Source organism: Paraburkholderia sp. BR14312, assembly GCF_040948675.1.
GTDB lineage: Bacteria > Pseudomonadota > Gammaproteobacteria > Burkholderiales > Burkholderiaceae > Paraburkholderia > Paraburkholderia nodosa_A.
Map to the genome: position 1 here is coordinate 35747 of NZ_JBFPKI010000012.1, position 23348 is coordinate 59094.

The 23348-nt window shown below is 65.6% G+C and carries 22 protein-coding genes; 8 read left to right on the forward strand and 14 right to left on the reverse strand.

Features of this window, described 5'->3' with window-relative positions:
- Positions 1 to 73 precede the first annotated feature (73 nt).
- From AB3X98_RS29840 to AB3X98_RS29855, 4 genes are all read left to right on the forward strand, one after another.
- Positions 74 to 796 carry a TetR/AcrR family transcriptional regulator gene (locus tag AB3X98_RS29840; protein WP_368606527.1) on the forward strand — a complete coding sequence of 241 codons (723 nt, stop codon included), beginning with the start codon at positions 74 to 76 and terminating at the stop codon, positions 794 to 796.
- On the forward strand, positions 789 to 1268 hold the full coding sequence (locus AB3X98_RS29845; RefSeq protein ID WP_069261541.1) for a nuclear transport factor 2 family protein: 480 nt from the start codon (positions 789 to 791) through the stop codon (positions 1266 to 1268). Before AB3X98_RS29840 ends, AB3X98_RS29845 begins: the two co-directional genes overlap by 8 nt.
- A 187-nt stretch (positions 1269 to 1455) precedes the next feature.
- Positions 1456 to 2028 (forward strand): hypothetical protein, encoded by a 573-nt coding sequence (locus AB3X98_RS29850; RefSeq protein ID WP_368606528.1) that lies wholly within the window; start codon positions 1456 to 1458, stop codon positions 2026 to 2028.
- A 152-nt stretch (positions 2029 to 2180) separates the two neighbouring features.
- Positions 2181 to 2795, forward strand: coding sequence for a thioredoxin fold domain-containing protein (locus AB3X98_RS29855; protein WP_368606529.1), 615 nt, complete (start codon positions 2181 to 2183; stop codon positions 2793 to 2795).
- 128 nt (positions 2796 to 2923) lie between these two features.
- On the opposite strand, the gene AB3X98_RS29860 is transcribed toward AB3X98_RS29855, so the two are convergent.
- The 10 genes from AB3X98_RS29860 to AB3X98_RS29905 form a co-directional block, all read right to left on the reverse strand.
- Complete coding sequence (locus tag AB3X98_RS29860; RefSeq protein ID WP_069261539.1) at positions 2924 to 3817, reverse strand: DUF1571 domain-containing protein; 894 nt, start codon at positions 3815 to 3817, stop codon at positions 2924 to 2926.
- Between the two features lie 112 nt (positions 3818 to 3929).
- Positions 3930 to 4976: an alpha/beta fold hydrolase gene (locus AB3X98_RS29865; protein WP_368606530.1), complete on the reverse strand. Its 1047-nt coding sequence runs from the start codon at positions 4974 to 4976 to the stop codon at positions 3930 to 3932.
- A complete protein-coding gene (locus tag AB3X98_RS29870) occupies positions 4973 to 5863 on the reverse strand; it encodes an alpha/beta fold hydrolase (protein ID WP_368606543.1) in 891 nt (296 codons plus the stop codon). Before AB3X98_RS29870 ends, AB3X98_RS29865 begins: the two co-directional genes overlap by 4 nt.
- A gap of 8 nt (positions 5864 to 5871) precedes the next feature.
- Positions 5872 to 6771, reverse strand: a complete 900-nt coding sequence (locus AB3X98_RS29875) for a metal-dependent hydrolase (protein WP_368606531.1) — start codon at positions 6769 to 6771, stop codon at positions 5872 to 5874.
- Positions 6772 to 6803: 32 nt separating this feature from the next.
- Entirely contained in the window at positions 6804 to 7688 is an 885-nt protein-coding gene (locus AB3X98_RS29880) for an SDR family NAD(P)-dependent oxidoreductase (protein WP_368606532.1), read from the reverse strand.
- Between the two features lie 31 nt (positions 7689 to 7719).
- Positions 7720 to 9264, reverse strand: a complete 1545-nt coding sequence (locus tag AB3X98_RS29885; protein WP_368606533.1) for a flavin-containing monooxygenase — start codon at positions 9262 to 9264, stop codon at positions 7720 to 7722.
- 214 nt (positions 9265 to 9478) lie between these two features.
- Positions 9479 to 10426, reverse strand: coding sequence for a MerR family transcriptional regulator (locus AB3X98_RS29890; RefSeq protein ID WP_368606534.1), 948 nt, complete (start codon positions 10424 to 10426; stop codon positions 9479 to 9481).
- A gap of 123 nt (positions 10427 to 10549) precedes the next feature.
- Positions 10550 to 11374 (reverse strand): OmpW family protein, encoded by an 825-nt coding sequence (locus AB3X98_RS29895; RefSeq protein WP_141710540.1) that lies wholly within the window; start codon positions 11372 to 11374, stop codon positions 10550 to 10552.
- A gap of 208 nt (positions 11375 to 11582) precedes the next feature.
- Entirely contained in the window at positions 11583 to 12848 is a 1266-nt protein-coding gene (locus tag AB3X98_RS29900; RefSeq protein WP_342946856.1) for a DUF2957 domain-containing protein, read from the reverse strand.
- A gap of 105 nt (positions 12849 to 12953) precedes the next feature.
- Entirely contained in the window at positions 12954 to 14363 is a 1410-nt protein-coding gene (locus AB3X98_RS29905) for a DUF2957 domain-containing protein (protein WP_069261532.1), read from the reverse strand.
- 747 nt (positions 14364 to 15110) lie between these two features.
- Here AB3X98_RS29905 and AB3X98_RS29910 point away from each other — a divergent pair.
- The gene (locus AB3X98_RS29910) at positions 15111 to 16133 is read left to right on the forward strand and encodes a hypothetical protein (protein ID WP_368606535.1); all 1023 of its coding nucleotides are present in this window, start codon (positions 15111 to 15113) and stop codon (positions 16131 to 16133) included.
- A 415-nt stretch (positions 16134 to 16548) separates the two neighbouring features.
- Here AB3X98_RS29910 and AB3X98_RS29915 read toward each other — a convergent pair whose 3' ends face one another.
- On the reverse strand, positions 16549 to 18381 hold the full coding sequence (locus AB3X98_RS29915) for an ATP-binding cassette domain-containing protein (RefSeq protein WP_368606536.1): 1833 nt from the start codon (positions 18379 to 18381) through the stop codon (positions 16549 to 16551).
- 32 nt (positions 18382 to 18413) lie between these two features.
- Positions 18414 to 19259 (reverse strand): extracellular solute-binding protein, encoded by an 846-nt coding sequence (locus AB3X98_RS29920; protein WP_256094471.1) that lies wholly within the window; start codon positions 19257 to 19259, stop codon positions 18414 to 18416.
- Positions 19260 to 19481: 222 nt separating this feature from the next.
- Here AB3X98_RS29920 and AB3X98_RS29925 point away from each other — a divergent pair, with 222 nt between their 5' ends.
- The 3 genes from AB3X98_RS29925 to AB3X98_RS29935 all read left to right on the forward strand — a co-directional run bounded on the left by AB3X98_RS29925 (position 19482) and on the right by AB3X98_RS29935 (position 21004).
- Positions 19482 to 19910 (forward strand): molybdopterin-binding protein, encoded by a 429-nt coding sequence (locus AB3X98_RS29925; RefSeq protein WP_368606537.1) that lies wholly within the window; start codon positions 19482 to 19484, stop codon positions 19908 to 19910.
- A 25-nt stretch (positions 19911 to 19935) separates the two neighbouring features.
- Positions 19936 to 20541, forward strand: a complete 606-nt coding sequence (locus AB3X98_RS29930; protein ID WP_368606538.1) for a nitrogen fixation protein NifQ — start codon at positions 19936 to 19938, stop codon at positions 20539 to 20541.
- Positions 20542 to 20680: 139 nt separating this feature from the next.
- Positions 20681 to 21004 (forward strand): winged helix-turn-helix domain-containing protein, encoded by a 324-nt coding sequence (locus AB3X98_RS29935; RefSeq protein ID WP_069261862.1) that lies wholly within the window; start codon positions 20681 to 20683, stop codon positions 21002 to 21004.
- Positions 21005 to 21056: 52 nt separating this feature from the next.
- On the opposite strand, the gene AB3X98_RS29940 is transcribed toward AB3X98_RS29935, so the two are convergent.
- Together AB3X98_RS29940 and AB3X98_RS29945 are read right to left on the reverse strand one after the other, a co-directional pair.
- The gene (locus tag AB3X98_RS29940) at positions 21057 to 22376 is read right to left on the reverse strand and encodes a DUF2325 domain-containing protein (protein WP_368606539.1); all 1320 of its coding nucleotides are present in this window, start codon (positions 22374 to 22376) and stop codon (positions 21057 to 21059) included.
- A gap of 167 nt (positions 22377 to 22543) precedes the next feature.
- A complete protein-coding gene (locus tag AB3X98_RS29945) occupies positions 22544 to 23113 on the reverse strand; it encodes a hypothetical protein (protein WP_368606540.1) in 570 nt (189 codons plus the stop codon).
- Between the last annotated feature and the right edge of the window lie 235 nt (positions 23114 to 23348).

The following is a 23348-nucleotide window of genomic DNA, read 5'->3' on the forward strand; positions in this document are numbered from 1 at the left end:
GCGGACTGGGAGAACGATCATTCTCCCGCTGACCTTCGCAATCCCGCCGCAATCGCGCCCAACGAGACTAGCCATGAGCCCGCCCGCCGTAACGAACACCGAAGCGAACGCAGACGCGCCGCAGGCCGATGCGCGCGAGCGCCTGCTCGAAGCCGCTGAGGCGCTGATCTACGCGGGCGGCATTCACGCAACGGGCGTCGATGCGATCGTTCGCGCGGCGGGGGCGGCGCGCAAAAGCTTCTACACGTATTTCGAATCGAAGGACGCGCTCGTCGCGGCTGCGCTTTCGCGGCGCGACGAGCGCTGGATGCGCTGGTTCGTCGCCGGCACGCTCGCGCGTGGACGCACGCCGCAGGCACGTCTTGTCGGCATGTTCGACGTATTGCGCGAGTGGTTCACGTCCGAAGGCTTTCACGGTTGCGCGTTTCTCAACGCCGCCGGCGAGATCGCGTCGCCTGCCGACCCCGTGCGCGTGGTCGCGCGCGAACACAAGGAGCGTCTGCTCGACTTCGTGCGCGAACAGAGCGAGGCGTGGGCCGCAATCGTCGGCGTCGATCGCCGGATCGCCGCCCGTCTCGCGCGGCAATGGCTGATCCTGATCGATGGCGCGATCGGCGTCGCGCTCGTCAGCGGCGACGCCGATGCGGCGCTCGACGCACGCGCGGCAGGCCGATCGTTGCTCGACGCCCTCGCACCGAAAAGCGGTTCCGATTCCCCAAGCCAATCCCAAAACCGATCCCCATCGCGCGCACCGCCACGGCGCGCCGCCCAACGCAAGGAGCAAGACCATGAGTGATTCGCCCGAAGTACGTCCGCCGCTGCCGCCGTTCACGCGCGAGAGCGCCATACAGAAAGTGCGCGCAGCGGAAGACGGCTGGAACACGCGCGACCCGCAACGCGTTTCACTTGCATACACGCCGCAAAGCGTGTGGCGCAATCGCGCCGAGTTCGTGACGGGCCGCGGGGCCATCGTCGAACTTCTCACGCGCAAGTGGGCGCGCGAACTCGACTATCGCCTGATCAAGGAGCTATGGGCGTACACGGACAATCGCATCGCGGTGCGATTCGCCTATGAGTGGCACGACGATTCGGGCAGCTGGTTCCGCTCGTATGGCAACGAAAACTGGGAATTCGACGCGAACGGCCTGATGGCGCGCCGTCACGCATCGATCAACGACCTGCCGATCCGCGAGGCGGATCGTCTCTATCACTGGCCGCTCGGGCGCCGTCCCGACGATCATCCGGGCCTCTCCGACCTCGGCCTCTGACGCTTCGCTTTCATCGGGACGACTCGCTACGCTGGCACCATGCCGGCGGCGAGCGAGTTGCCCGATCCGAGCCTCGACTCCATTGCGCACGCTTCGGGTTGCGGTACAGTTCGTCATTCACCGCGAACCAGCAATCAGAAAACTGACGATCCTCAAGCGGATCGGCGCAAGAAAGGACGGAGAGCCCATGCGGTTTTGGCAGAAGCAAGGTGACGCAGCAACGATAACGACAACGGCAGCGACAAAACTGGCGAGGAAAACGAAACGCGGCGCGGCTGCCGCCCTGTCGCTCCTGCCGGTGCTGCTGTTCGGCACGGCGCAGCCGGCGCACGCGGCGAACTGGTGTAGTTCGGGCCTGTGGGTCGATGCGATGGTGGGCTCGTACCACATCCATCCCGACAAGGACTTCGAACAATTCAATCCGGGCCTCGGCATCGAATGCTGGCCTGGCGACACGTGGGCCCTTACGGCAGGCGGTTTTCGCAACTCGTTGCGCCGGCCCTCTTATTATGGCGGCGCAGTGTGGGCGCCGGAGTTTCTGCACTGGGGCTTCGTGCGGCTCGCGGCGATGGGCGGCATCATCTCGGGCTACAACTATGGCAACTGGGGCCTCGGCCACGACCATACGATCGGGCCCGTGGTCGCGCCTATCGTGATGGTCGCGTACAAGCGCGTGGGCGTGAACTTCATCGTCATTCCGCCGATACCGTCTGACGATCTGCCGTTTACCATCGGGTTTCAGTTGCGGTTCAAGTTCTAGGGTCCAACGTCCTCCCGCAAACTCTCACCTTTGCTGCGCACCTGACGCCTTTGCCATATTGGCGTCAGTGACGTGCCACGGCCCGAACCTAAGATACGAGCCTTCGCTTCACAGACTCGCGACGTGACGCGCTATCCAGTCAGAGGGAAAGAATGAAGAAGTTCACACGCATGCTGATCGCTGCAGGCGCGCTGGCAATGAGCGCCGGTGCTACGGCCGCCGTGGCCGCTGAGCCCACCTGGTTGCCGGCAACGGCGGCTGCAAGCTTGCAGAATGCTAGTGCGGTCGTCGAAGGCGCGAATGGGCCGAACGTGAAGTCGACGCTTTATGTCTTTATGGACCCAAACTGTATTTACTGTCACTTAGTGTGGAAAGCGCTGCAACCGTATGAAGCGGTCGGCCTGCAGGTGCATTGGATTCCTATGGGCTTTCTGAAGCCCGATTCGGCGGGCAAGGCAGCCGCACTGCTGGAGGCGAAAGACGGCGCTGCGCTGCTCAAAGAACTGGAAACGCACTACTCGGAAAAGGACGAATCGGGCGGCATCGCCCCGCTCGCGCACATTTCCGCCGCCGACAAGAACAAGCTCGACGACAACATCAAGCTCTTTCAGGACCTCGGTTTCGACGGTACGCCTACGCTTGTTTATCAGGGCTCGGGTGGACGCTGGGCCAATGTCAGCGGCTTGCCGAAGCTGAACGACTTGCCGGGCATGCTGAATCTGCCGGCGCAACCCATCACCGATGCCGAGTTGCAGAAGTATCGTTGAGCGCGCGCGGCGGTGAGTCATTCACCGCATCGTGAGTTCACCGATACAACGATAGGTGAGGAGTTCCAGGAGTCGAATGTCGTGCGCTCCTCCCGAAAAGCCTCACCTTTGTTCTCGTAGCCCAGGTTTCAGAACTTGTAATCGGGATTCTTCGGATCGAATGCTTCGTCGTCGAAGGATTTCGGCGTGATGCTGTCGATGACGATTTTCTCGAACATCTGTCCGTCGTCGCCGTAGGCTTCGACGGTGCGGAAATACGGATGCCGCAGGTCCAGCCCCAGCGTCTGCTTCTTCGCGTAGAACTGCGGCTTGCCGCTCGGCGAAACGTAGGTCAGCGCTACCACACGCACGCCGTCTATCGTTTTTACCTCGACTTGCGGCTTGTAGGACGCGCCCACTTCGACGTACTTCTTCGCGTCGGTCATGAACTGGCTCACGATGAATTCGGTGCCGAGATCCGTGATCTTGTGATTGGATTGCGAGCGCGCGAGCGTGCCGTCGAGTGCGGTCCACATCGGCATCACGCCGAGCAGGCCGCCCAGGTGTCCGTACATTTCGTCGCTGCGCTTCGAGGCGTCGTAGATCACCTCCTCGCCCGAATGATCGCCGTCGGGCAGCCATTTCGCGTAGATGCGCAGCGGCTCGTGCTCCAGCTTCACGAGCATATGCGCGGGCTTCGCGGGCCACTTGCCGTTCAGGCGCTCCCAGCGCGACAGCACGAATTCATATGAGGGATAGCCCGCCGGGCCGAGCTTGATGAGCGTGGGCACGACGAGCGGATCGAACGCCTCGAAGAGCGCAGTGAGCTGCGCATCGTCCATCTTCGTGAGCGTGTCGTTCTTCTGTGCGCGCTGCAGCCAGCGAACCTGTTGATCGACGCTCAGTTTTGCGACTTCGGCGGCGGACGTTGCGCTTTGCGATGCGTCGCTTGTTTGCGCGCCGTTGCCTTGCGCGAATGCCGTGCTACTGGCGAGCGCAAGCGCCGCACACGCGATGAACGTCCGCGCTTTCTGAATTTTCATTTTCTGTCTCCCTTGATGAATGCTTGCGGCCCGCGCGTTCGCACGCGGGCCGACGCATTTTTCGGCTTCGCGATTTCCTCTTCACGCAGCGCACGCCGTGTGGCGAGGCCGGCTAAGTCACAGACGGATTGCCCAACACGCCCGGTGCCGGCGAACCGATGTCCGTGCGCGACTCATCCGCCTCGATCGCGCGCTCGTGGCTCGCGTGCACTGTGCCCGAGAGCGCGGAGAGCAGCCAGTCGTAGGTCGTGGACGGCGCGGTGACGGGCAGCATATGGCCGCCGCTCATCACCTTGAGCGTCACCTGGCTCGTGAGGCGGCTGAGCGCCTCGCCGTGTCGGGTCCAGTCGAGCACGACGTCGTCACGGCCAAACAGAACATCAACGGGAACGCTCAGTTCTGCGTAGCGTTGTTCCATCTGCACGAGATCATCGGCGTCTTCAATCGCGACGAGATCGGCGGAGGCGTTGTAGAAGCCGCTGGGCCGCAAGCTCAGGAGTCCGCCGCCGCGTGTGCGGAAATCGCCCGGTACGGCCTCGGGCGCGAACACCTGCTTGAGGACCGCGGAACTGGTCGCGAGGCCGATGGGCGTAGCGAACGTGCACGCCACGAAGCGGCGCACGGCGTTCGAGCGCAGCACGAGCGCGCGGAAGGCCTTGGGCACCTCGGTCTGCACGTGCGTGAGCGGCGCGATCAGCGCGAGCCGCGAAACGGCGTGCGGATGATCGAGCGCTACGGCCAGCGCGATCGCGCCGCCGAGCGAATGCCCGACGAGCACCGGCGATTCGAGACCCAGCGCTTCGATGAAGCGCGCGACCGTGCGCGCCTGCGCGCGGATGGTCGCCGATGCGTGCGGCCCGCGTGTGGAGTAGCCGGAACCCGGGCGATCGATGAGTATCACGCGATGTTCTCGCGCGAGCGCCTGCATGGGCAGCCACGCGAAGTTGCGCATTTGTCCGCTCAGGCCGTGAATGAACACGATGGGCGGCCCACTGCCGAACTCGACGTAATGAATCCGGTCGCCGTCGATGTCGACCAATTGACCGTCCATCGGCACGGCGGCTTCGATGCGGCGCGTGGCGCGTCGCGTGAATGCGGCGAGCGCGGCGAGTGCAGCGCCGGCTGCAACGACCGCGGCAGGCAGGGCAAGTGGGTTCACTGGCGGTCCTCTGGGGGCAGGTTGGGTTCGAAGCCTTGTGCGCGTGACGAAACGCAAGTGGCAAAACGCGTGAAGCGCGCCGCGATCTGCCGCGCCTCGCTCACCACGGCCCAATGCGGCGCGGCGATAATTTCGCGCTGATGTTGTCCAAGCCAGCGCTCGATGCCTTCGGACATGGCCGGCGTCACATAGCGGTCGAAACGCGGCACGATGAACTGTACCGGAATACGCGTGCTGCGCTCGCGCGGGCGCCGCGCACACGCAAGAAAATTCGCGCGATAGAGTTGCAGCCCGTTGAGCGCGTTGCGCAACTGCCGGGGATCAGGCTCGACGCGCACGCGCTCGGTCTTGCGCAGCCACCACGGCCACAACGCCGCGCCGCCAAGGCGCCAGGCGAGTTCGGGCACGAACGGCAGATGAAAGAACGCGATGTACCACGACTTCAGCAACTGCGCCGGGACGCGCGGCTTGAGAAAAACATGGTCGAGACACGGGCCAGATATCGAGGTGTACGAAGCAATGCGCGAAGCGTTCGCCGGATCGGTCACGGCCTCCCAGCACTGGATCGATCCCCAGTCGTGCGCCAGCAGATGAAACGGCTGCGCGCCGCAGGTGGCATTGGCGACCGCAAACAGATCGCGCGCGAGTTGCGCGAGCGCGTAGCCAGACTGCGCACGCGGCGCTTCGGAGGCCCCCATGCCGCGCACGTCGTAGGCGATCACGCGAAAGCGCGTCTCCAGTTCGCTGCGCAGCGCGCTCCAGATGCGCGCCGAGTCCGGGTAGCCGTGCACGAGCACGACGGGCGGCGCATCGTTGGGCCCGCCGACGTAGACCGCGAGGCGCACGTCGTCGGACTGGACGAACACGGGTTCGGGTGCGCCGCGCATGACGTGGCTCACACCGCGCGCGGCGTTGTCGCCGGATGCAGCGGCACGCGGCGCGGGGCGGCGCGCGAGGCGTACTGCGCGTTGGTCTCGTCGATCTGCGCAACGAGGCCGTCGATGCGCGCGAGATGGCGCCGGTTGTCGTGATCCCACGGATGAAAGCCGGGCTTGAAAAAGCGCAGCCATTCGAGCGCGATGCCGGGAAACACGCCGTGACGCGGCCCGTAGAGAAACTTCACGAGCTTCCATGTGCCGCGCACCTTGCCCTGGCGTCGGCGGTGCGCGCGCAAAAGCGCCAGATGATAGTCGAACACGATGAGCCAGAAGAGAACCGTGGTGGCGAGCATCGTACCGGTTCGCATGAAATAGCGCTTGACGCCTGGCTCGATCACGAGATTCCAGACATCGAACGAGACCGACTTGTGCTCGGTTTCCTCCAGCGCGTGCCAGAGCCACATCTGCTTGTAGCCCGCCACCGAGCCTTCGATGCGCGTGCCCGTATCGGCGAGCAGCAGGTCGGCGAGCATGGCCGTGTAGTGTTCGAGCGCCACGGTTTGCGCGAGTTGCAGCGAAGGCGGCAACACCTTGCGCGCGAAGTTGAGGATGGCCCACAACCGCTTGTCGAGCTTGTGCGCAGGCAAGCCCGCCGCCTGCAGCAAGTCGTTGTATTCGACATGTTCGCGCGTGTGCATCGCCTCCTGCCCGATGAAGCCCATGACCTGCTTCTTGAGTTCGGGGTCCTCGATGCGGTCGCGGTAGTGCCGCACCGAATCCATGAAGAAGCGCTCGCCCGCGGGAAAGAGCAGCGAAAGCGCGTTGAAGAAGTGGGTGACCGGCACGCCCTCGACGTGCCAGTCACAGGCCCTTTCGGGCGGTAATGCGAAGCGGATGTCGCGCCGTATCGGCATCATGTTATGGCTCCCTGTTGTGTGCCTGCTGTTATTCATTGCGTGGCGGCGGACCCGCGCGCGGCGCGGCGGCGCGCCTTCGCGGCTTCGCGCCGCGCGCTCATCACGACCAGCGCCTGGTACGCGGCGGGCAGCGTGCGCGCGAGCCAGTCGGCTGCGCGCGCGTCGCGGCCAATCAGTACGCGCCGCGCGTTGCGCCTCACGCCGTTCAGGATGATGCGGGCAGCGTCGTCGGCAGTGGTGATGAAGAACTTCTCGAAGTCGTCTTTGCCTTGCTGCTCGCTCGCCACCATAAAGCCGACCATGTTGTGCGCCACGCGGCTCGATTGCGCGATGTTCGTGCGAATGCCGCCCGGATGCACGCAGGTCGCGGACACGCCGCAGCGCATCATGTCGAGTTCCTGGCGCAGCGCTTCGGTAAAGCCGCGCACGGCATATTTGGTCGCGTTGTAGCCGCTCATGCCTGGTTGTGCGAAAAGACCGAACACGCTCGACGTATTGACGATGTGTCCGTCGCCGCTCGCCTTCAGATGCGGCAGAAATGCCTTCGTGCCATGCACGACGCCCCAGAAGTTGATATTCACGATCCACTCGAGGTCGCTGTACGCCATGCCTTCGATGGTGCTCGACAGCGCGACGCCCGCGTTGTTGAAGACGAGGTTGATGCCGCCGTGCGTGGCAACTGTTTCGTCGGCCCACGCGAATACGGCGTCGCGCTCGCTCACGTCGAGCACGCGCGTGCTCACGCGTACTGAAGGGGCAAGCGCGCCCACGATGCGAGCGGTCTCCTCGAGCGCCGGGGCGTTCCGGTCGGCGAGCGCGAGATGGCAGCCGGCACCGGCAAGCTGGAGCGCGAGCGCGCGGCCCATGCCCGAGCCCGCTCCGGTGATGGCGGCGACCTTGTTGTCAAAGCGTTTCATGGGCGGCTCCGGGTGGGACGATTGCGCCTGTTCAGGCGGCCTCGGTGGGTTGCGTGGCCACGGCGAGCGGCGCTTCGTGCTGTGCGGCATGCGGCGCGCGATAGACCTGGTAATCGGCGAGGGAGAAGTGCGCGGTGGCGCGGCGAAAGCGCCAGGTGAAACCGGGCCACAGTGTCGTGTTCCTGCCGTTGCGCGGGTCGAGGTACCAGCTCTTGCAGCCGCCCACCGACCAGATCGCGCGGCCAAGCTTGTTCTGGATGCGCTCGTTGTAGCGCGCTTCCACATAGGGCCGCACATCGATCGAATCGGCGCCGTCGCGCTTCATGGCGGCGAGCGCGCCAAGCACATACTCGATCTGCGATTCGATCATGAACACCATCGAGTTGTGGCCGAGGCCGGTGTTCGGGCCGACCAGCATGAAAAAGTTCGGATAACCAGGCAGACTCGTGCCGAGGTAGGCATGTGCGCCGTTGCGCCAGGTCTCGACGATATCGATGCCGCCGCGGCCCACGATCGTGCCCGGCGGGAATGGATCGGCCACCTGAAAGCCGGTGCCGTAGATCAGGCAATCGACTTCGTGATGCACGCCGTCGGCGGTCACGACGCCAGTGCGGTCCACGCGCTCGATTGCGTTCGTCACCACCTGCACGTTCTCGCGTGAGAGCGCCGGATAGTAGTCGTTCGATATGAGCACGCGCTTGCAGCCGATCGTGTAGTCGGGCGTCACGGCCGCGCGCAGTTCAGGATCGGGCACCTGGTGGCGGATATGGCGCAACGCCAGCTTCTGCACGTTCTTCATGAGCGCGGGATGCACCGCGAAGCCGAGCACGCGCGTTTCGAGCATCCAGTAAAGGCCCGCGCGAGCGAGCGCCTGCGTGATGGGCAGCGTGCGGAACAGCCATTGTTCGAAGCCCGAAATGGCGCGGTCGGGCTTGGGCATGATCCACGGCGGCGTGCGCTGGAAGAGCGAGAGTTGCGCCACGCGCGGCGCGATCTGCGGCACGAACTGAATAGCGCTTGCCCCCGTGCCGATCACGGCGACGCGCTTGCCTTCGAGCGCATAGTCGTGGTCCCAGTGCTGCGAGTGGAAGGCCTTGCCTTCGAAGGTGTCGAGTCCCGCAATCGCCGGCAACGCGGGGCGCGAAAGGCCGCCCATGCCCGAAATCAGCACGCGCGCGGTGAGGCGCCGGCCATTGGCGAACGCAAGGCGCCAGCAGTGCGCGGCTTCGTCCCATGTCGCGTTCGTGAGTTCGTGCCCGAAGTTGAGCCACGGGAAAAGCCGGAAGCGATCGACGCAGCGATTCAGATAGGCGCGAATCTCGGGCTGCGGCGCGAACATACGGGTCCAGCGCGGATTGGGTGCGAACGAAAACGAGTACACATGCGATTGCACGTCGCAGGCGCAACCGGGGTAATGGTTGTCGCGCCAGGTGCCGCCCACGGAGTCAGCCTTCTCGAACACCGCGAAGTCCTGGTTGCCGCTTTGCAGCAGGCGGATCGCCATGCCCAGACCGGCAAAACCAGTGCCGATGATGGCGATGCCGATCGCGTCGCCGGTACGGGCGGGTGCATTCATCCGGAGCGTCTCCCTGTTGTCCATCCATCTATGACTGTGACATTGATGGATGTAAACATAGTGCGATCGACGCCAATGCGCAAGGGGCTAGATTCAGCGCTCTAACACATCAACAGCAGTAGGGGCGCAAGGGGAGGCCAGCGCGTGAAAGGCCGCCTGGCGGGGCCTTTCACGCGCTCGGGGAAGCAGAAACGAGGAGAGACGACGCGCGCGTTTAACGCTTCTTGAGCGCGGTTTTCTTCGCGGGGCGAGCCGGTTTTGCGGCAGCCGGCGCGCGCGCGGCGCTCTTGCGAGGCGCGGCTTTGGGCGCGCGCTGCTTCGCGGCGCTGGCAGGCGCGGAAGCGGGCGAAGGCGCGGCCTCGCTTGCACGCTCGCGGCCGAGCGTCTTGTCGAGGATCGTCGCGACCCGGCCGCCGAGGTAGTCGCTCGACTGCGCTTCGAGCGCGCGCAGGATCTCGTGCTCGACGAACACCGTGGAAAGCGGGCGCAGCCGCCAGATCGCGTCGACGAGCGCGGGCATGTCCGTGGCGGGCGGCAGCGCGCCCTGATCGTAGCGATCCAGATGGCGCACGACCATTTCCACCAGCACGCGCGCAATGGCGTCGAAATGCGGACGCGTTTCTTCGAGCACGTCGAGCAGCTCGCGTGCGGGAATGCCCTCGCGCACGGTGGCGGCCGCGGCGTCGAGCATGCCCGGATTGCGCGAGACGAACGACAGTCCCTGGCGTTCGAGCAGCCCGAGGTCCGCGAGACGCGAAAGGCTGCTCGGCGCTTGCGGCCCGAACAGCTTGATGAGCTGCGGCAGCGAATACGTTTTCGGCCGCGTATGCGACCAGGGACCGCCGATCGCATTCTCCAGGCCGAGGATCGAGCGCAGGTCGCCGCCGTCGTCGATCGCCAGGATGAGATCCTGAATGTTGGCGAGCGTGTAGCCGCGCGCCAGCAGGTGGTTGATGAGCTTGAGCCGCGCGACGTGCGAATCGTTGTAAATGCCGACACGCCCGCGCTTCTCGGGCGGCATGAGCAGGTCGCGGTCCTGATAGGCGCGCACGTTGCGCACCGTCGTGCCCGCCACGCGAGCGAGTTCGTCGACGGTGTATTCGCTGTCGGTGACACGCTCGGGCGCAGAATCGGTCACGGGGGCTTTGGGCGTTTTCGGCATGCCGCGATTTTAGCGCGAGCGGCCCGGCCCACGCGAGCGCACGGGAGGGTGCATGCTTTGACGCGGGCGTTCTCGCCCTTACGCGCATGCGCCTCCTCGCCGTTGCGCCGGCACGACGCGCCCTTAGAAGCGGTAAGAAAGCGCGAGGAACGAGATGATCGGATCGGCCTTGAGGTCGGCCCGGCTCACGCCGAGCTCGCTGCCGTCCGCTGCCTTGACGATCACCGAGGACGTCGTTTTCAGCGGAATATAGGTGACCGACGCAACGATCCCCAGATGCTTCGTGACGTTGTAGGTGGCCCCGAGATTGAAAACCGGCGACCACGACGACGACGCCTTCGCGCTGATCTGCGTTTGCCCCGACTTGCCGGCGCCCGCTGCGAGCACGGAGCCGAGATCGTCCTGGGTGGCCTTCACGAAGTTCGGATTGAGCTGGATGTCCGAGAACCAGTTGTACGACACGCCGATGCCGAGGAACGGGCGGAATTTCGCATCGGCGTCGCGAAAGTAATACTGGAAGATCAGCGCCGGGCTCCATTGGCGCACGCTGCCGACAATGGGGTTCGTTGCCGGATCGCTGAGATTCTGGCTACCGAGCGCGCCCGCCGGGCCTGGCGGCTTGATCGTGCCGTGACCATAGAGCTTGAACGTGGGCGGCACGCCCGCCACCGAGGTGAGCGCGATATGGTCCGTGAAGAAGTGGCTGATGACGAGGCCGACCGTATCCGCATTCGATGCCGAAAGCCCCGTGCCCGCCGAAGTGAACGAACTGGGCAGCCGCAGCGGCGTGTTGATCGGCACGGGCGCGACGTCCGTGGTGAGCGGCGTGCTCGAATGCTGCGTCGTGACGTGAAACCAGCCGAGTGCGACGACGTTGTCGCCGGCGTGCTGTGCATACGCACTCGCCGTCAGCCCGGCGGTCAGCGCCGCCACTGCAATGCGTTTCATCATGTCCCTCCCAGGAACGGGTGCGCCTTACCCGCGCGCGGGACGGCTCGATGCATGCTTCGGGATGTCCGGCATGCGTCGTCCGCCTTTGCTGCGCGCGCCTTTGTGGCCCGGCCGCCGCCGCGTTGCGCGACGGCCGGGAGTGGCCACCTCGTGAATGGCGCGGTTTGCCGCGCCGGTTATTGTTCGATACGTTGCTTCGTCATCCTTACTGAACGAACGCACCAGCCGTGAAGTACGGGTCCGACGGCGTCGTCATGTCGAGGTAGCCGAACACGCCGCCCGTGAAGATCATCTTGCCGGTGGGTGTCGAGCCGGTGGAGGCGCCCACATGCGTGGTCGTCACCGTGCCCGGTACGGTCTGGGTGAAGTTCAGATCGAGGGCAGTGGCGAGCGCGGCCTGCGAGGCGTTGAACGGATCGAGCAGCGTGGCCTGCGTGCCTTCCAGCGCGAGCGTGCGATAGTCGAACTGGCTGTCCACGCCGATGTATTCGCCGTTCTGCGAGCCCTGCGCGATAGCCGTTTGCGGCGCGAGCACGGAGATGCCCGATTCGTCGTCGGCCACCGGGCCCGTGGCGCCGCTTTGCGGATCGACGCCAACCTGCGGATACGCCACGCCGGTGCGGACGAGCACGGGCACGAGCTGGCCGCGCAACTTGCCGACGATCATGAAGCCCTTGCCGGCCGGCTCCGTGGTGACGAGCGTCGGCTTCACCTGCCCCTGGAAGTGATCGGTTTCGAACGCGCCGCTGCCATCGGCCGACTGCGCGAAATTCGTGCCGGGCTGCTGGCATTTGCCGGCGTTCACGCCCGTGTTGTCGCATTCGGTCCAGGTGCCGTTGGCGTTGATCGTGATCTTTGCGTCGACCGCTGCGGGCTGGAAATTCTGCGAAGGCACCTGGTGATAGCCGAGCTGGCTGTACGTGCCGGCGACATTCGCGAGATTCGTTTCGATCGCGGAGAAGCCGATGAACGGGTAGTACGGGAACGTCGTGTCCGGCACGACGCCAATACCGCCGGAGCCCTTGTACGCGATCTCGGCGCCCGGAATCGTGCCGCCGGCCACGCCTTCGCCGATGAAGACGCGCGCCGGGCGGTTGGGGTCGAGACTCGCGCCATTCAGGCGGAACGCGCACTGGTTGAGCTTCGCCGTGGGGAGCCCGGTTTCCGCCGTCAGCGTGCCGGTGGCGACCTGGCCTTTGCGCGTGGGCGTCACGGTGCCGGTGGTCTGCGGGATCGGCGACTCGACATAAGTGATCTGCCAGGTCATTTTGGCCGTGTCGAGCTGCAGCTTGACGAGTTCGCCGTCGCCGCCGCCGCCGGTATATACCGTGTTGTAGTCGAGCGAGGTGGGGCAAAGCGCTGCTTCCACGAGCGGAGGGCTACTGCTGCTGCCGTTGCCGCCACCGCATGCGCTGAGCGCTGCGATCATCGGTGCGGCAATCGAGAGCGCCGCAAAAAGTTTCCATTTCATACCGCGTCTCCAGAGTCTTGTTGTTGGCGAGAGCGACTGACAGTCATTCGCAGTGCGAAATTAAGGCGGTCGTCAACGATCAGGATGCCGCGACCGCCTGATGAACTACTGTGGCTGGATCAGTGCACCGACACCGAAGTAAGGCTGATTGGGCGTGGCGCTGTTCGCCGAACTGGCCGTGACGCCGCCGTTCTCTTCGCCGTTGATGAAGATGCCGTAAAGGCCGCCCACCGCAATCAGATTGCCCGCTTTGCCCTGGGTATCGGTTACGCCGATCAGGCCGGGGTGCGTCTGCGTGTAATCGAGCGTGAACTGGCTCTGCGTCGTCATCGTCGAGGGCTTGAGGAAGCCGGCTTGCTGGCCGTTGATGAGCGTTGCCGTGTAGGCGAAATTCGAGTCCGCGCCAATGTAGCTGCCGTCGAACGCGCCCGACGTGAGCGTCGTCGCGGGCGCGAGCAGGGCGATGCCGGACTCGTCGTCCACGGCGATCTGATTGCTCAGGCTGATGGTTTCGTTCACGTAGCCGGTGCGTACGACCACGGGCACGATGGCCCCATTGAGCTTGCCGAGGATGAGGTGCCCGGCGCCGCCCTGGCGGCTGACGATGACGTTGTTGCCGAGGTTCAAGGGGAACGGCAACGGTGTGGGCGTCTCGATCTGCGGTGCGTCGGTACTGTCGAAATAGCTGCCGCTCGTGCTCGCCGTCCATGCGTTGGCAGCGGTTGCGCAACTCGTGTTGGTCGCGCCAGCCGGCACGCTGCAATTGCCGCTTGCGTCGTACTGCTCCTGCGTCACCTTCGCCGCCGGCGCGAAACTGCTGGAAGGCAGGATGTGATAGAGCAGCGCGTTATACGAGCCTTTGAGATCGGCGAGGCTCGTGCTGACCGACGAAAAGCCGATGAACGGATAGAAGTCGAACGTGCGCGGCGCCACCCCGCTGAAGAGCAGATTTGCAGTGGTGTCGCCGTCGATGTTCACGGTCGCGCCCGGAATGCCGCCGCCCGCCACGCCAAAGCCAACATAGATCGTGGGCGGATTGTTGGCGTTGTACGCCGTCGTGTAGGTGCTGCCGTTGATCGTGCCCGTGCCCGCCTGAAGCTGGAACGCACACGTGATCTGCGCGGCGGTCGGCAGCGAGCCCGCGGGCGGATGCTGCACGGCGCCCGTGATGGTGAGACCCGCACGCGTGTTCTGCACCGAACTCGCGGCCACGGGAATGGGCGAGGCGAGGAACGTGAGCTTGTACGTCATCTTCGTCGGGTCGATGTTCAGGCTCACGACCTCGCCACTGCCTGCACCGCCCAGATACGTGTTCGCCGCGATGTCCGCCGCGGCGGGACACAACGCCGTGGCGGTCGGTGCGCTGCTGGGCGGACCCTGGTTCGCGCATGACGAACCCGAGCATTGCGCCGGGGTGATGGGTGCCGGATTGCTGGCGGTACCTCCGCCGCAGGCGACCAGCAAAGGGGTCGCGGCCGCGGCCAGCATCAAGCTGCTGCGGACAATGCTCTCCATGATTTGTCTGCCTCCCTGTGTCGTATTTATGCGCAGAAGATTGGATCATGACATTGGCCACTGTCAATTGAACGAACCGTCTAAAACGCGTGACGAGGTCGCTCTTGCTTGATGCTTCGCGGTTTGCGCACCCAGCAAGCGGGGTTTTTCCCGAGGCCGTCGTGCACGCGCCGTGCGCCCCTGCGCAATTGGCATGCCTGAAACGCCTCGTTGACATGTCATCGCGATTCGTTGCGTCCGCGACGGTCCCTGAAAGGCAGAGGAAAGCTGAGGATGGGATCACGTTAGCGAGGCAATTGATTCGGATTGCAGATCAAGACAGCGCGTGCTGTCTGATGGTGAGGATATTCGGGAGCCGTCATCGCGCCGCCATGCTCGACGGTGAGTGCATACGGGAACGGCCGGGATGAAGCACTGCACAAACCTGCGTAGCAAGGTGGGCGCTCCAAAGAAAACCAAAGGTGAGCGTGTGCGGGAGCGCAAGTTCACTGCGGTGTGCGCCGCACGGGTTTTCGTTGCACCGTTGCGCATATCGGAGGCCAGGTTCAGGTCTATGTGGCGCACGTCACGCAACTCAAAGGTGAGTGTTTCCGGGAGCATGAACGCAACGTGAGGCGTTGCTGCGTTGCGGCAGTATCGCCGCGGCCGGGTCGTGATTCGCGGTATAGTCATTCGCGACAAGAGGCCTCGTTGTGCGCCCTGCGCTTCACCGCCGCCGCGTCCGAGCGGTCTGCAACGGAGTTATCGATGGGTATCCTGGAAAGGCTTTGGCCGCGCGCCCGCGCGAAGCAGGCGCCGCAATCGCCGCAAATCCAGACGCTGATCGAGCGTCTGCTCGTGCTCAGCCCTACGCTCAAGCTCGTGCCCGAGTGGCGCGAGCGGCTCGCCCCCGCGCTCGCGCAATCGGTCGCGTACGTGCGCGAGGTGGTGGACCGCATGCCACCCGCGCGCGAAGCGAACGCCGCCACCTGGTCGAGCGACCCCTATATCCACGCGTTTTTCGCTGCGCCCGACGAGGTCGGCCATGTGCTGAGCCGCTCGCCTGAACTGCATGCCTGGTTCGAGGCTCATCCACTTGCGCGCGAGACTTACGCGGTGCTCGGCATGGCCCTGAACGAGCGGCATGCCTTCGGTGCCGAACAGCATGGCGACGAGGTGCACACCGATGTCATGCAGACGACGCTGAGCTTCGACGACCATCAGGTGCGTGTATGCGGCGAAACCGAGAGCGACCTTCGCGAGCAGATCGTGCAGCGCGTGGTCGAGCAGATCGCCCTGGAAGGCCTCGAGCAGATCGGCGCCGACGAGTCGCGCCGCGACGTGCTGGAACAGGAGCGTGCGCTGCTCAGGACGCGCCTGCAACTGCTCACGCGCCACGGCGCGGGGACGCAACGCATGCTCGGCGAGCACGCCGTGCCAAACGTCGCCGAAGTGGCGAAGGTCGAGGCGCAGATTGCGCAGAACGAGAGCGAGATTGCCGCACTCGGCCTCAAGAGCGAAGCGCTCGAACACCAGCTCACGGTAATCTGCAGGGTGCTCGCGAATCCCGCGCAATACACGAACGTCGAAATGCGCGAGATCTGCCTGAGTCCGATGAATGTGCTGCTCGCGAACGGCGGCCCGGGCAACAGCGCCTCGATCACGTTCCCGCTCGCGCGGCTGCCGTCGAGCCCGCAAGGTCTGCGCGCCTTCTCTCTGGTGCGCTTCGCGCGCACCGACCTGCAACCGTTGCCGCGTGTGCTCGTGGAAGACAGCCGCTTCATGATCTGAGCGTGGCGTCGCGGTCATAGGTGAGAAGATCCGGGAGCCGCGCGCGTGGCATTGCGACGGTTCGTGAACGAAGCGTGCCGAAATCACCGTCGCGCGTGATCGGCTGCGGAAGTTTCGTGATCCCGATGGACAGGAGAACCTGGTTCCGGCGCGCAAGATTTTCCTGGTAGTCCCAGGTTAAGGGATGCGAATATTGCCGACTACCAGGTGTTGGCAGTCGAAACCTTGCGTGTCCGAGCGCGAGACGCCGAAAGGTGAGCGTTTTCGGGAACCGTGAGCAACGGTGCGAAATGGCGCATCGGATCGCTAACCGCTTATGCAAAAAGCCCCTTTAACAGGGGCTATTTTGTCATCAGCGGCGACACCGCTGCTGGGTATGTCGCCGCGAAAGGTGAGCGTTTTCAGGAGTGGTGAATCAGGCGCCCTGCGACGCCGGCCAGGCGAGCACGCCGTTCGCGTCGATCGAGAAGCGCAGCTCGCCGGCATGCGATGCCGGCGCATCTTCTGCGGCGATATCGAAGGTTTCTCCGGCGATCTCGACGGTAACGTAGCGGTCTCCGTGACGCAGCGACGTGCCGGCAATACGCCCTTGCCACGCGCCTTCCTGCGTCGCGACGAGCGCGCGCGGCGAGACCCGCCACATCACGCGCGTGCCCACCGCAAGCGATGGATCGGCGCAGGGCAGGCGCAGTCCCGCCGGCGTTTCGATCGCGCCACCGGCACGCACGATTCCCTCGCCGACGTTGTGCAGGCCGAGCAGTTCGGCCACGCGCAGCGTGGCGGGCCGCCGGAACACGTCGGCCACGGCGCCCGCCTGCAGCACGCAGCCCTGTTCGATCACGAGCACTTCGTCGGCGAGCAGCGCCGCCTCGTCGGGGTCGTGCGTGACGATCACCGTCACTGCGCCTACTTCGCGTTGCAGCGCCCGCAACGACTGCTGTAGACGGCGGCGGCGCGGCGTGTCGAGCGCGGCGAACGGTTCGTCGAACAGCAGCAGTTGCGTGTGCCGCGTGAGCGCGCGCGCGAGCGCCACGCGCTGGCGCTGGCCGAACGAGAGCTGCCGAGGCAGGCGTTCGGTGAGCGTGTCGAGGCCGAGGTGCGCGAGCCAGTAGCGGGCGCTGGCCGCGTCGGCATCGACAGGAAACGCGAGTTGCTGCGCCACTGTCATGTGCGGGAAGAGCCCGTAATCCTGCGGCATGTAGCCGATCTGGCGGCGCTCGGGCGGCAGCGCGCCGAGGTCGGTTGCCCCGAGCGTGACAGAGCCCGCGTCGTTGCGCTCGAGCCCGGCGATGATGCGCAGCGCGAGCGACTTGCCCGAGCCCGAAGGGCCGATGATCGCGAGCCGGCGCGTTTGCGGCTGCCACGCCACATCGAGCGTGAACGCGCCGAGATGCCGGCGCGCCGCGAAGGCAAGACGCAGGCCGGCGTTTTCTGCCGCGGTGGCGGCCGGCGTGATACTGGTGAGTTCGTCGCCGTTGTCCAGGCTCACCGCCGGCGTCGGGCGTGCGCCGCGGCTATAGACGGAGAGCACCGCGCAGATGATCGCAATGCCGAGCGTGGGCAGCAGGAGCGGCATCATCGCGGGCAAGCCCTGGCCGCCGAACACGACGTAGGTATACACAGGCAGCGAATACGGGTGATACGCGACCATCACGGTCGCGCCGAATTCGCCGAACGCGCGCAGCCAGGCGAGCGCGAGCCCCGCGCGGATAGCGGGCCACGCAATGGGCAGCGTGACGCGAAAGAAACGGCTGGCGGCGTGATGGCCGAGCGTGGCGGCAACGTCGTCGTAGACGGGATCGACGGCGCTGAACGCCGAGCGTGCCGCGACGATCAGGAAGGGCGCCGCCACGAAGGTCTCGGCGAGCACGATGCCCGTGAAAGAGTCGGTGAGCGAGCCGCCGAAGAGCTGGCCAATGCCGCTATACGGCCCGATGAGAAACAGCAGCAGCACACCGCTCGTGAGCGGCGGCAACGCGAGCGGCAACTGCACGACGAAGCCGAGCAAGGCAATGCCGCGCGCGCGCGAACGCGCGAGCCAATAGCCGAGCGGCACGCCGCCCACCAGGATGACGAGTGCGGCCACGCTCGCGCTCGCGACCGACACGCCGACCGCCGACCAGGTGGCGTGCCAGTCGACGCCGGCCCAGTCCGCCTGCCCGATCTGCGGAATGCTCGCAACGAACGGCGCGCACAGGTAGACCGCGAGCAGCGCGCCGAGCCACCAGAGCGGCTGGGAGCGTTTCACGGCAACCTGTTCGGCACGTTGCGCGGCTTGTGTCATTGCTGTGCGGCGTCGATTACGGCTTGCACCGACGGCGGGATCGCCTGGATCTGACCGTTGACGGCAGGCCTGGTCACATCCACGCCGTGCTCGGCGAGCAGCTTGCGGCCTTCCGCCGAAAGCAGGAAGTTCACGAAGCGCGCGGCGCCGGCGCTGTTGGGGGCGTCGTTGAGAATCGTGAGCGTGTAGTTCGCCTTGATCTTCAGTTCGGGCGCGGGGTGGATCGCCGGAATCTTCAGGTCGGACGTTTCGGTCGAGTAGAAGAAGCCAGCGTCGAGCTGACCCGATTGCAGACGGCCAACGAGCGTTTCTTCCGGCAGCACCTGCTCGGGATTCTCCGGCGTGCCAAGTGTTTTCTGCACGAGATCAGGCTGGTTGTACGCCTGCGCGGCCTTCGTCATGAGTTCGACGGTGAACGCGCCCTTCGGGTCGAGCTTCGGATCAGTGCGGCCGAGGCGGATGCCCGGTTCCTGCAGGACCTGATCCCACTGCTTCGTTTTGAAGTCGGCGGCGAAACGGCTCTTCGGGTTATAGCCGATCAGGAGCGGCGATTCGGCGAAATTCACGTACCACGTGACGTGATTGCCGCTGGCCTCGCCCATGAGGCTCGTGTTGACCTTCGGGCTCGCGCTGATGAACACATCGCCGCGGCGCAGCTTGCCCTTGATCTCATTGGCGATCTTGTTCGAGCCGGCTGCGTAGCCCTTGAAATGCAGGCCCGTTTCCTTTTCGAACGCGGGGCCCACGCTCTTTTCCATGAGGTTCACGAGCGAGCCTGCATAGAGCACGTTGACATCGGATTCGTCGGCGAATGCGTTGGCGCTCGCACCCATCGCGCCCATCACACCGCTCATCACGACGACTGAGGCCGCCAGCTTGCGGATAAACATGTTCGACACCCCGTTCGTTATAAAGGCCCATATATTACGATGGACTGCTGTATTCATGTGCTTGCGACATTCGCTATTTTGGCGATCCATGCCTGTGCGCGTCACAGTGACACGGCTAAACTGAGGCTCCGGTTCTTTGCCGTTTCATTGTTCTGTTCAATTGTGGAGGTCCTTATGCGTACCAGCGCCCGCAACCATTTCTCCGGCCAGATCAGCGCGGTCAAGGCCGGCGCTGTCAACGACGAAGTCACGCTGCGCGCCGACGGCGGCCTCGAGATCGTTGCGATCATTACGCATGGCAGCGCCGCTTCGCTGGGTCTCGCCGCTGGCAAGCCGGCCTTCGCGCTTGTGAAGGCATCGTCGGTGATCCTCATGGTCGGCGGCGATGCGAGCAAGGTGTCCACGCGCAATGTGGTGGCGGGCACGGTTTCGTCGGTCACGAAGGGCGCGGTGAACGCGGAAGTCGTGCTCGCGGCCCCGGGCGGTGCGCAGATCGCGGCCATCGTAACGAACGACAGCGTCGATCGTCTCGGCCTCGCGGCGGGCAAGCAGGCTGCGGCGCTCTTCAAGGCATCGAGCGTGATCGTCGGCGTAGACGGTTGATGCGCTCCAAACTCGCGTGAATGCCATGACACACGGTAGTCAGGACTCCGGCGCGCCGCCGCGCGATGTCGATGCGCTGGCCGCCGCGCGCTGCGATGCCCTGACGGGGGCGCCGGAGGCGCCGCGCACGCCCGACGCCTGGCTCTTCGCGCGGCTCGTTGCGGCGCGCGAGGTGCGCGGCGAATTGCCGTTGCTCGGTCTAACGCGCGCGCAGTTCGACGCGCTCGGTGCGCGGCACTTCGTGTGTGCGGTGACGAGTGATGCGCCGCACACGCACGTGATGGCCGATGCGTCGCATGCTGCATTCGCCACCGCAATGCATGACTTTCTCGTTGCGCTTGCCGCGCCGCAAGCCGACCCCGACGACGTGCGTTGCCTCGCCGCGATCATTGCCCACGCGTGCCTGCGTCCCGATCATCTGTGGCGCGATCTCGGCCTGCGCGGCCGCGATGACGTGACAGGCATGCTGGAGCGCTTCTTTCGCGAGGTCGTGGCGCGCAACGTGGAAGGCTTGCGCTGGAAGAAGCTGCTGGCGCGTGAACTCGCGCTGGCGTTGGGCGCCACGCCAGGCCCTGCGCCCGGTTGCCCCGGCTGCGAGGACTTCGGCTTCTGCTTTCCCGCCGGGCGTTAGCCATGCAGAGGGGAACGGCGCGTAGCACGCATCGTGTATGCTTGCGCGCATGACCAAGTCCCCCAACGATCAACCGCGCGCAGACGCTCCCGCGCCCGCCCAGGCGCAGAAACCGGGCCGACCCGAGGTGCGTTTTCGCATGCGCATCCTTCAGGATGGCACGATCGCGCTCGGTCCAGGCAAGGTGTCGCTGCTCGAAGCCGTCCGCGAACATGGCTCGATCTCGGCTGCGGCGCGCAGCATGAACATGTCGTACCGCCGCGCGTGGCTGCTGATGGATGAACTCAACCGCGCGCTGGAGTCGCCGGCCACGGTTTCGGAGCATGGCGGGCAGAGCGGCGGCGGTAGCATGCTGACGCCGGTGGGCGAAGAGATCGTGCGCCTGTATCGCAGCATCGAGGCGCGTGCGGCGGCGGTCTGCGAGGCCGAGATCGAAGCCCTCGTCAAACTCGTGAAATCCTGACGCGATGTGACGTGATGTGCCGCGGCGGCGCACTGCCGCCAACGCCAGGCGCCTAGCCGTGGCGCAGGCAGAAACGCGAGACGGGCACCGCCGCGAGCGTGGGCGGCGCGTTCGCATGGAGCCGCATCATCAACTCGACGAAGCTGGCGAGACTCGCCGTTCGCAATGGGTGCCACGTGACCTGGTGCCGTTCGCACACGCGCCTGAGCGTGCTCATCGAATCGTGGTCGATGCAGTCGACGGGAAACACCGCGAGATCCGCGTTGGCGAGGGCTGCGGCGAGCAGGCCCTTGCGATCTTCCACACCGCCGTCGTGCACGGTCAGCTCGCCTCCCGCCGACTCCACCCAGCGCCTGAGCGCGTGATTCGAACCCGGCCTGCCACCCACGTAGACGATCCGGCGGCCCTTTAACGCATCCTCGGGAAGCGTGCGTTGGGCTTGCGGGTCTTCGTGTGCTTGCGTGGTCTGCTCCATCGCGTGAACTTCGGCGCGCAAGGCGTCGATCAGCGCGTGGGCTTCGTCGAGCTGCGCGCGCAGCGTGTGGAGTGCGGCGGCATCGGCATTCGCGCGCTGCTCCGCGATCTCGCGGCGGCTCGTGTGCAGCGCGACCCGCGCGTCGCGTGCCGCGAGCGCCTCCTGCAGCGCCTCGAGCTGCGCCTGCTGCGGGGTGTTTTCGCGCTGCGCCGTCAGCTGTGCGGTCTGCGCGTCGAGGGCTTGGCGTGCGGCGTCGCGCTCACGGCTCATCTCGTGCAGGCGCGCCTGCTGGCGCTCGATCTTGGCCCGGAGTTCGGCGTTTTCCGCTTCCAGCGCCACGAGGCGGCGCAAGTCCGCGCGATTGGCCGCGCCAACCAGGTGCGAGAGCATGTGCAGCTCGCCGAACGCGGCCTGGCGCACTTCCATCGTCGTGGCCGGATGTGTCATCACCGCCCAGTACGCGGGCGGGATGTCGCCGTTCGCGAGCGCGTCGTTCCAGAGCGCGAGCACGGCCTGCGTGTCGCGCGCACTGGCGAATCGGCGCACCGCGCCTGCATAGCGGGTGTCGAGAGCCTTTTGCAATGCCTTGCCGCCTGCGCCGCCTTCGATCGCCAGTTCGACCGCGGCGTGATGGATCTCGAGATCGCTCGCGCGCTGGGCGTCGAGCCGGGTGAATTTAGGGACGAGCTTGCGCAGCTCGTGCGTGCTCAGGCAGGTGCCGATGATGGAGCAATGCAGATGGGCGTCGAGTTCGACGAGGCGCGTGCGCTGACGCGCGCGGGCGAGTTCGGCTTGCGAAGGGCCGCAGCAGTCTGCGCTCGCCATCGCGCGCAGCGTGGTCTCTTCGGCAGATGTGCCGCCCGGCGTGCGGGCGAGGCGGAACGGCGGTGCGTGCATGGTGACCTCTGATCCACTGCGGAACGGGGGGCTGTGCATGGCGTGAGCGGCGACTGCGCCTCGACCCGGCTGGGCGCCCCCGGCTGGGCGCCCCCGGCTGGCCGCGCGTCGAGAGCGCAATATACCATGGAATATAACGAAGGCCGGATAACGGCCAGGAACGCAGTTCAGGTGGCGGTTTCGCGCACGAGCGTCGTTGCGATGCCGGTGACGGCGACGGCATTGGCCACTGACCAGCCTGCGGCCGCCCCGGACGATTGCGCTTCGGCCGCGTTCGCGTGCTGCGCAAGCACATGTTCGACGCCGAGCCCGACGAAGGCCGCATCGAGCCGCTCCAGTTCGGCCACGGTGCGGCGCAGCGCTTCGGTGTCGAGACAGAACGCGTCGCTGAAAAGCGCATCGCGCGTCTTGTCGAGGCGGCGCGCGTCGCGAATCGCGCGCTTGAGTTCGCGCTGACGGGCGAAGCGGGCCACATCGATGCGTCGCGAGAGCGCGACGAGGAGCGGCTGCAGCGACACCCCGGCTGGCGATGCGTGCGCGTCAGCCATGCCGCCACTGCCAGCGCCGTCCCCACGCGCGAGCATGCGCTCGAAGCGCTCGATGCTGTTGCGCAGCCGCCGGAACGCGTCGATCAGGTCGCGGATCAGCTCCGCGCGCTCGTGCCCCGACGCGGGGCGCAGCGTGGTGATCGTGGCCGCGAAGCCGTTCGCACCGGCCGGCGCGGGTACGCGACGCACCTGCGGTATCGATATTGCCGTTGTTGCGCTTACGAGGCGCCGACTACTCGCCAATTCCTGCCTCCGTCTGCTGGATGGTCGTTCGATGTATTCTATAGGATACAACGATTGGGAGACGGAGCGCATGAATCGCGCGGCGCCCGTGTTCCTGTGGCGCCACGCCGCATGAACTAAAATTACCGCTTTGCGCCTCGCTTATTGCCTCGTTGCGCGCGCACCCGATTTTTCGCTTTTT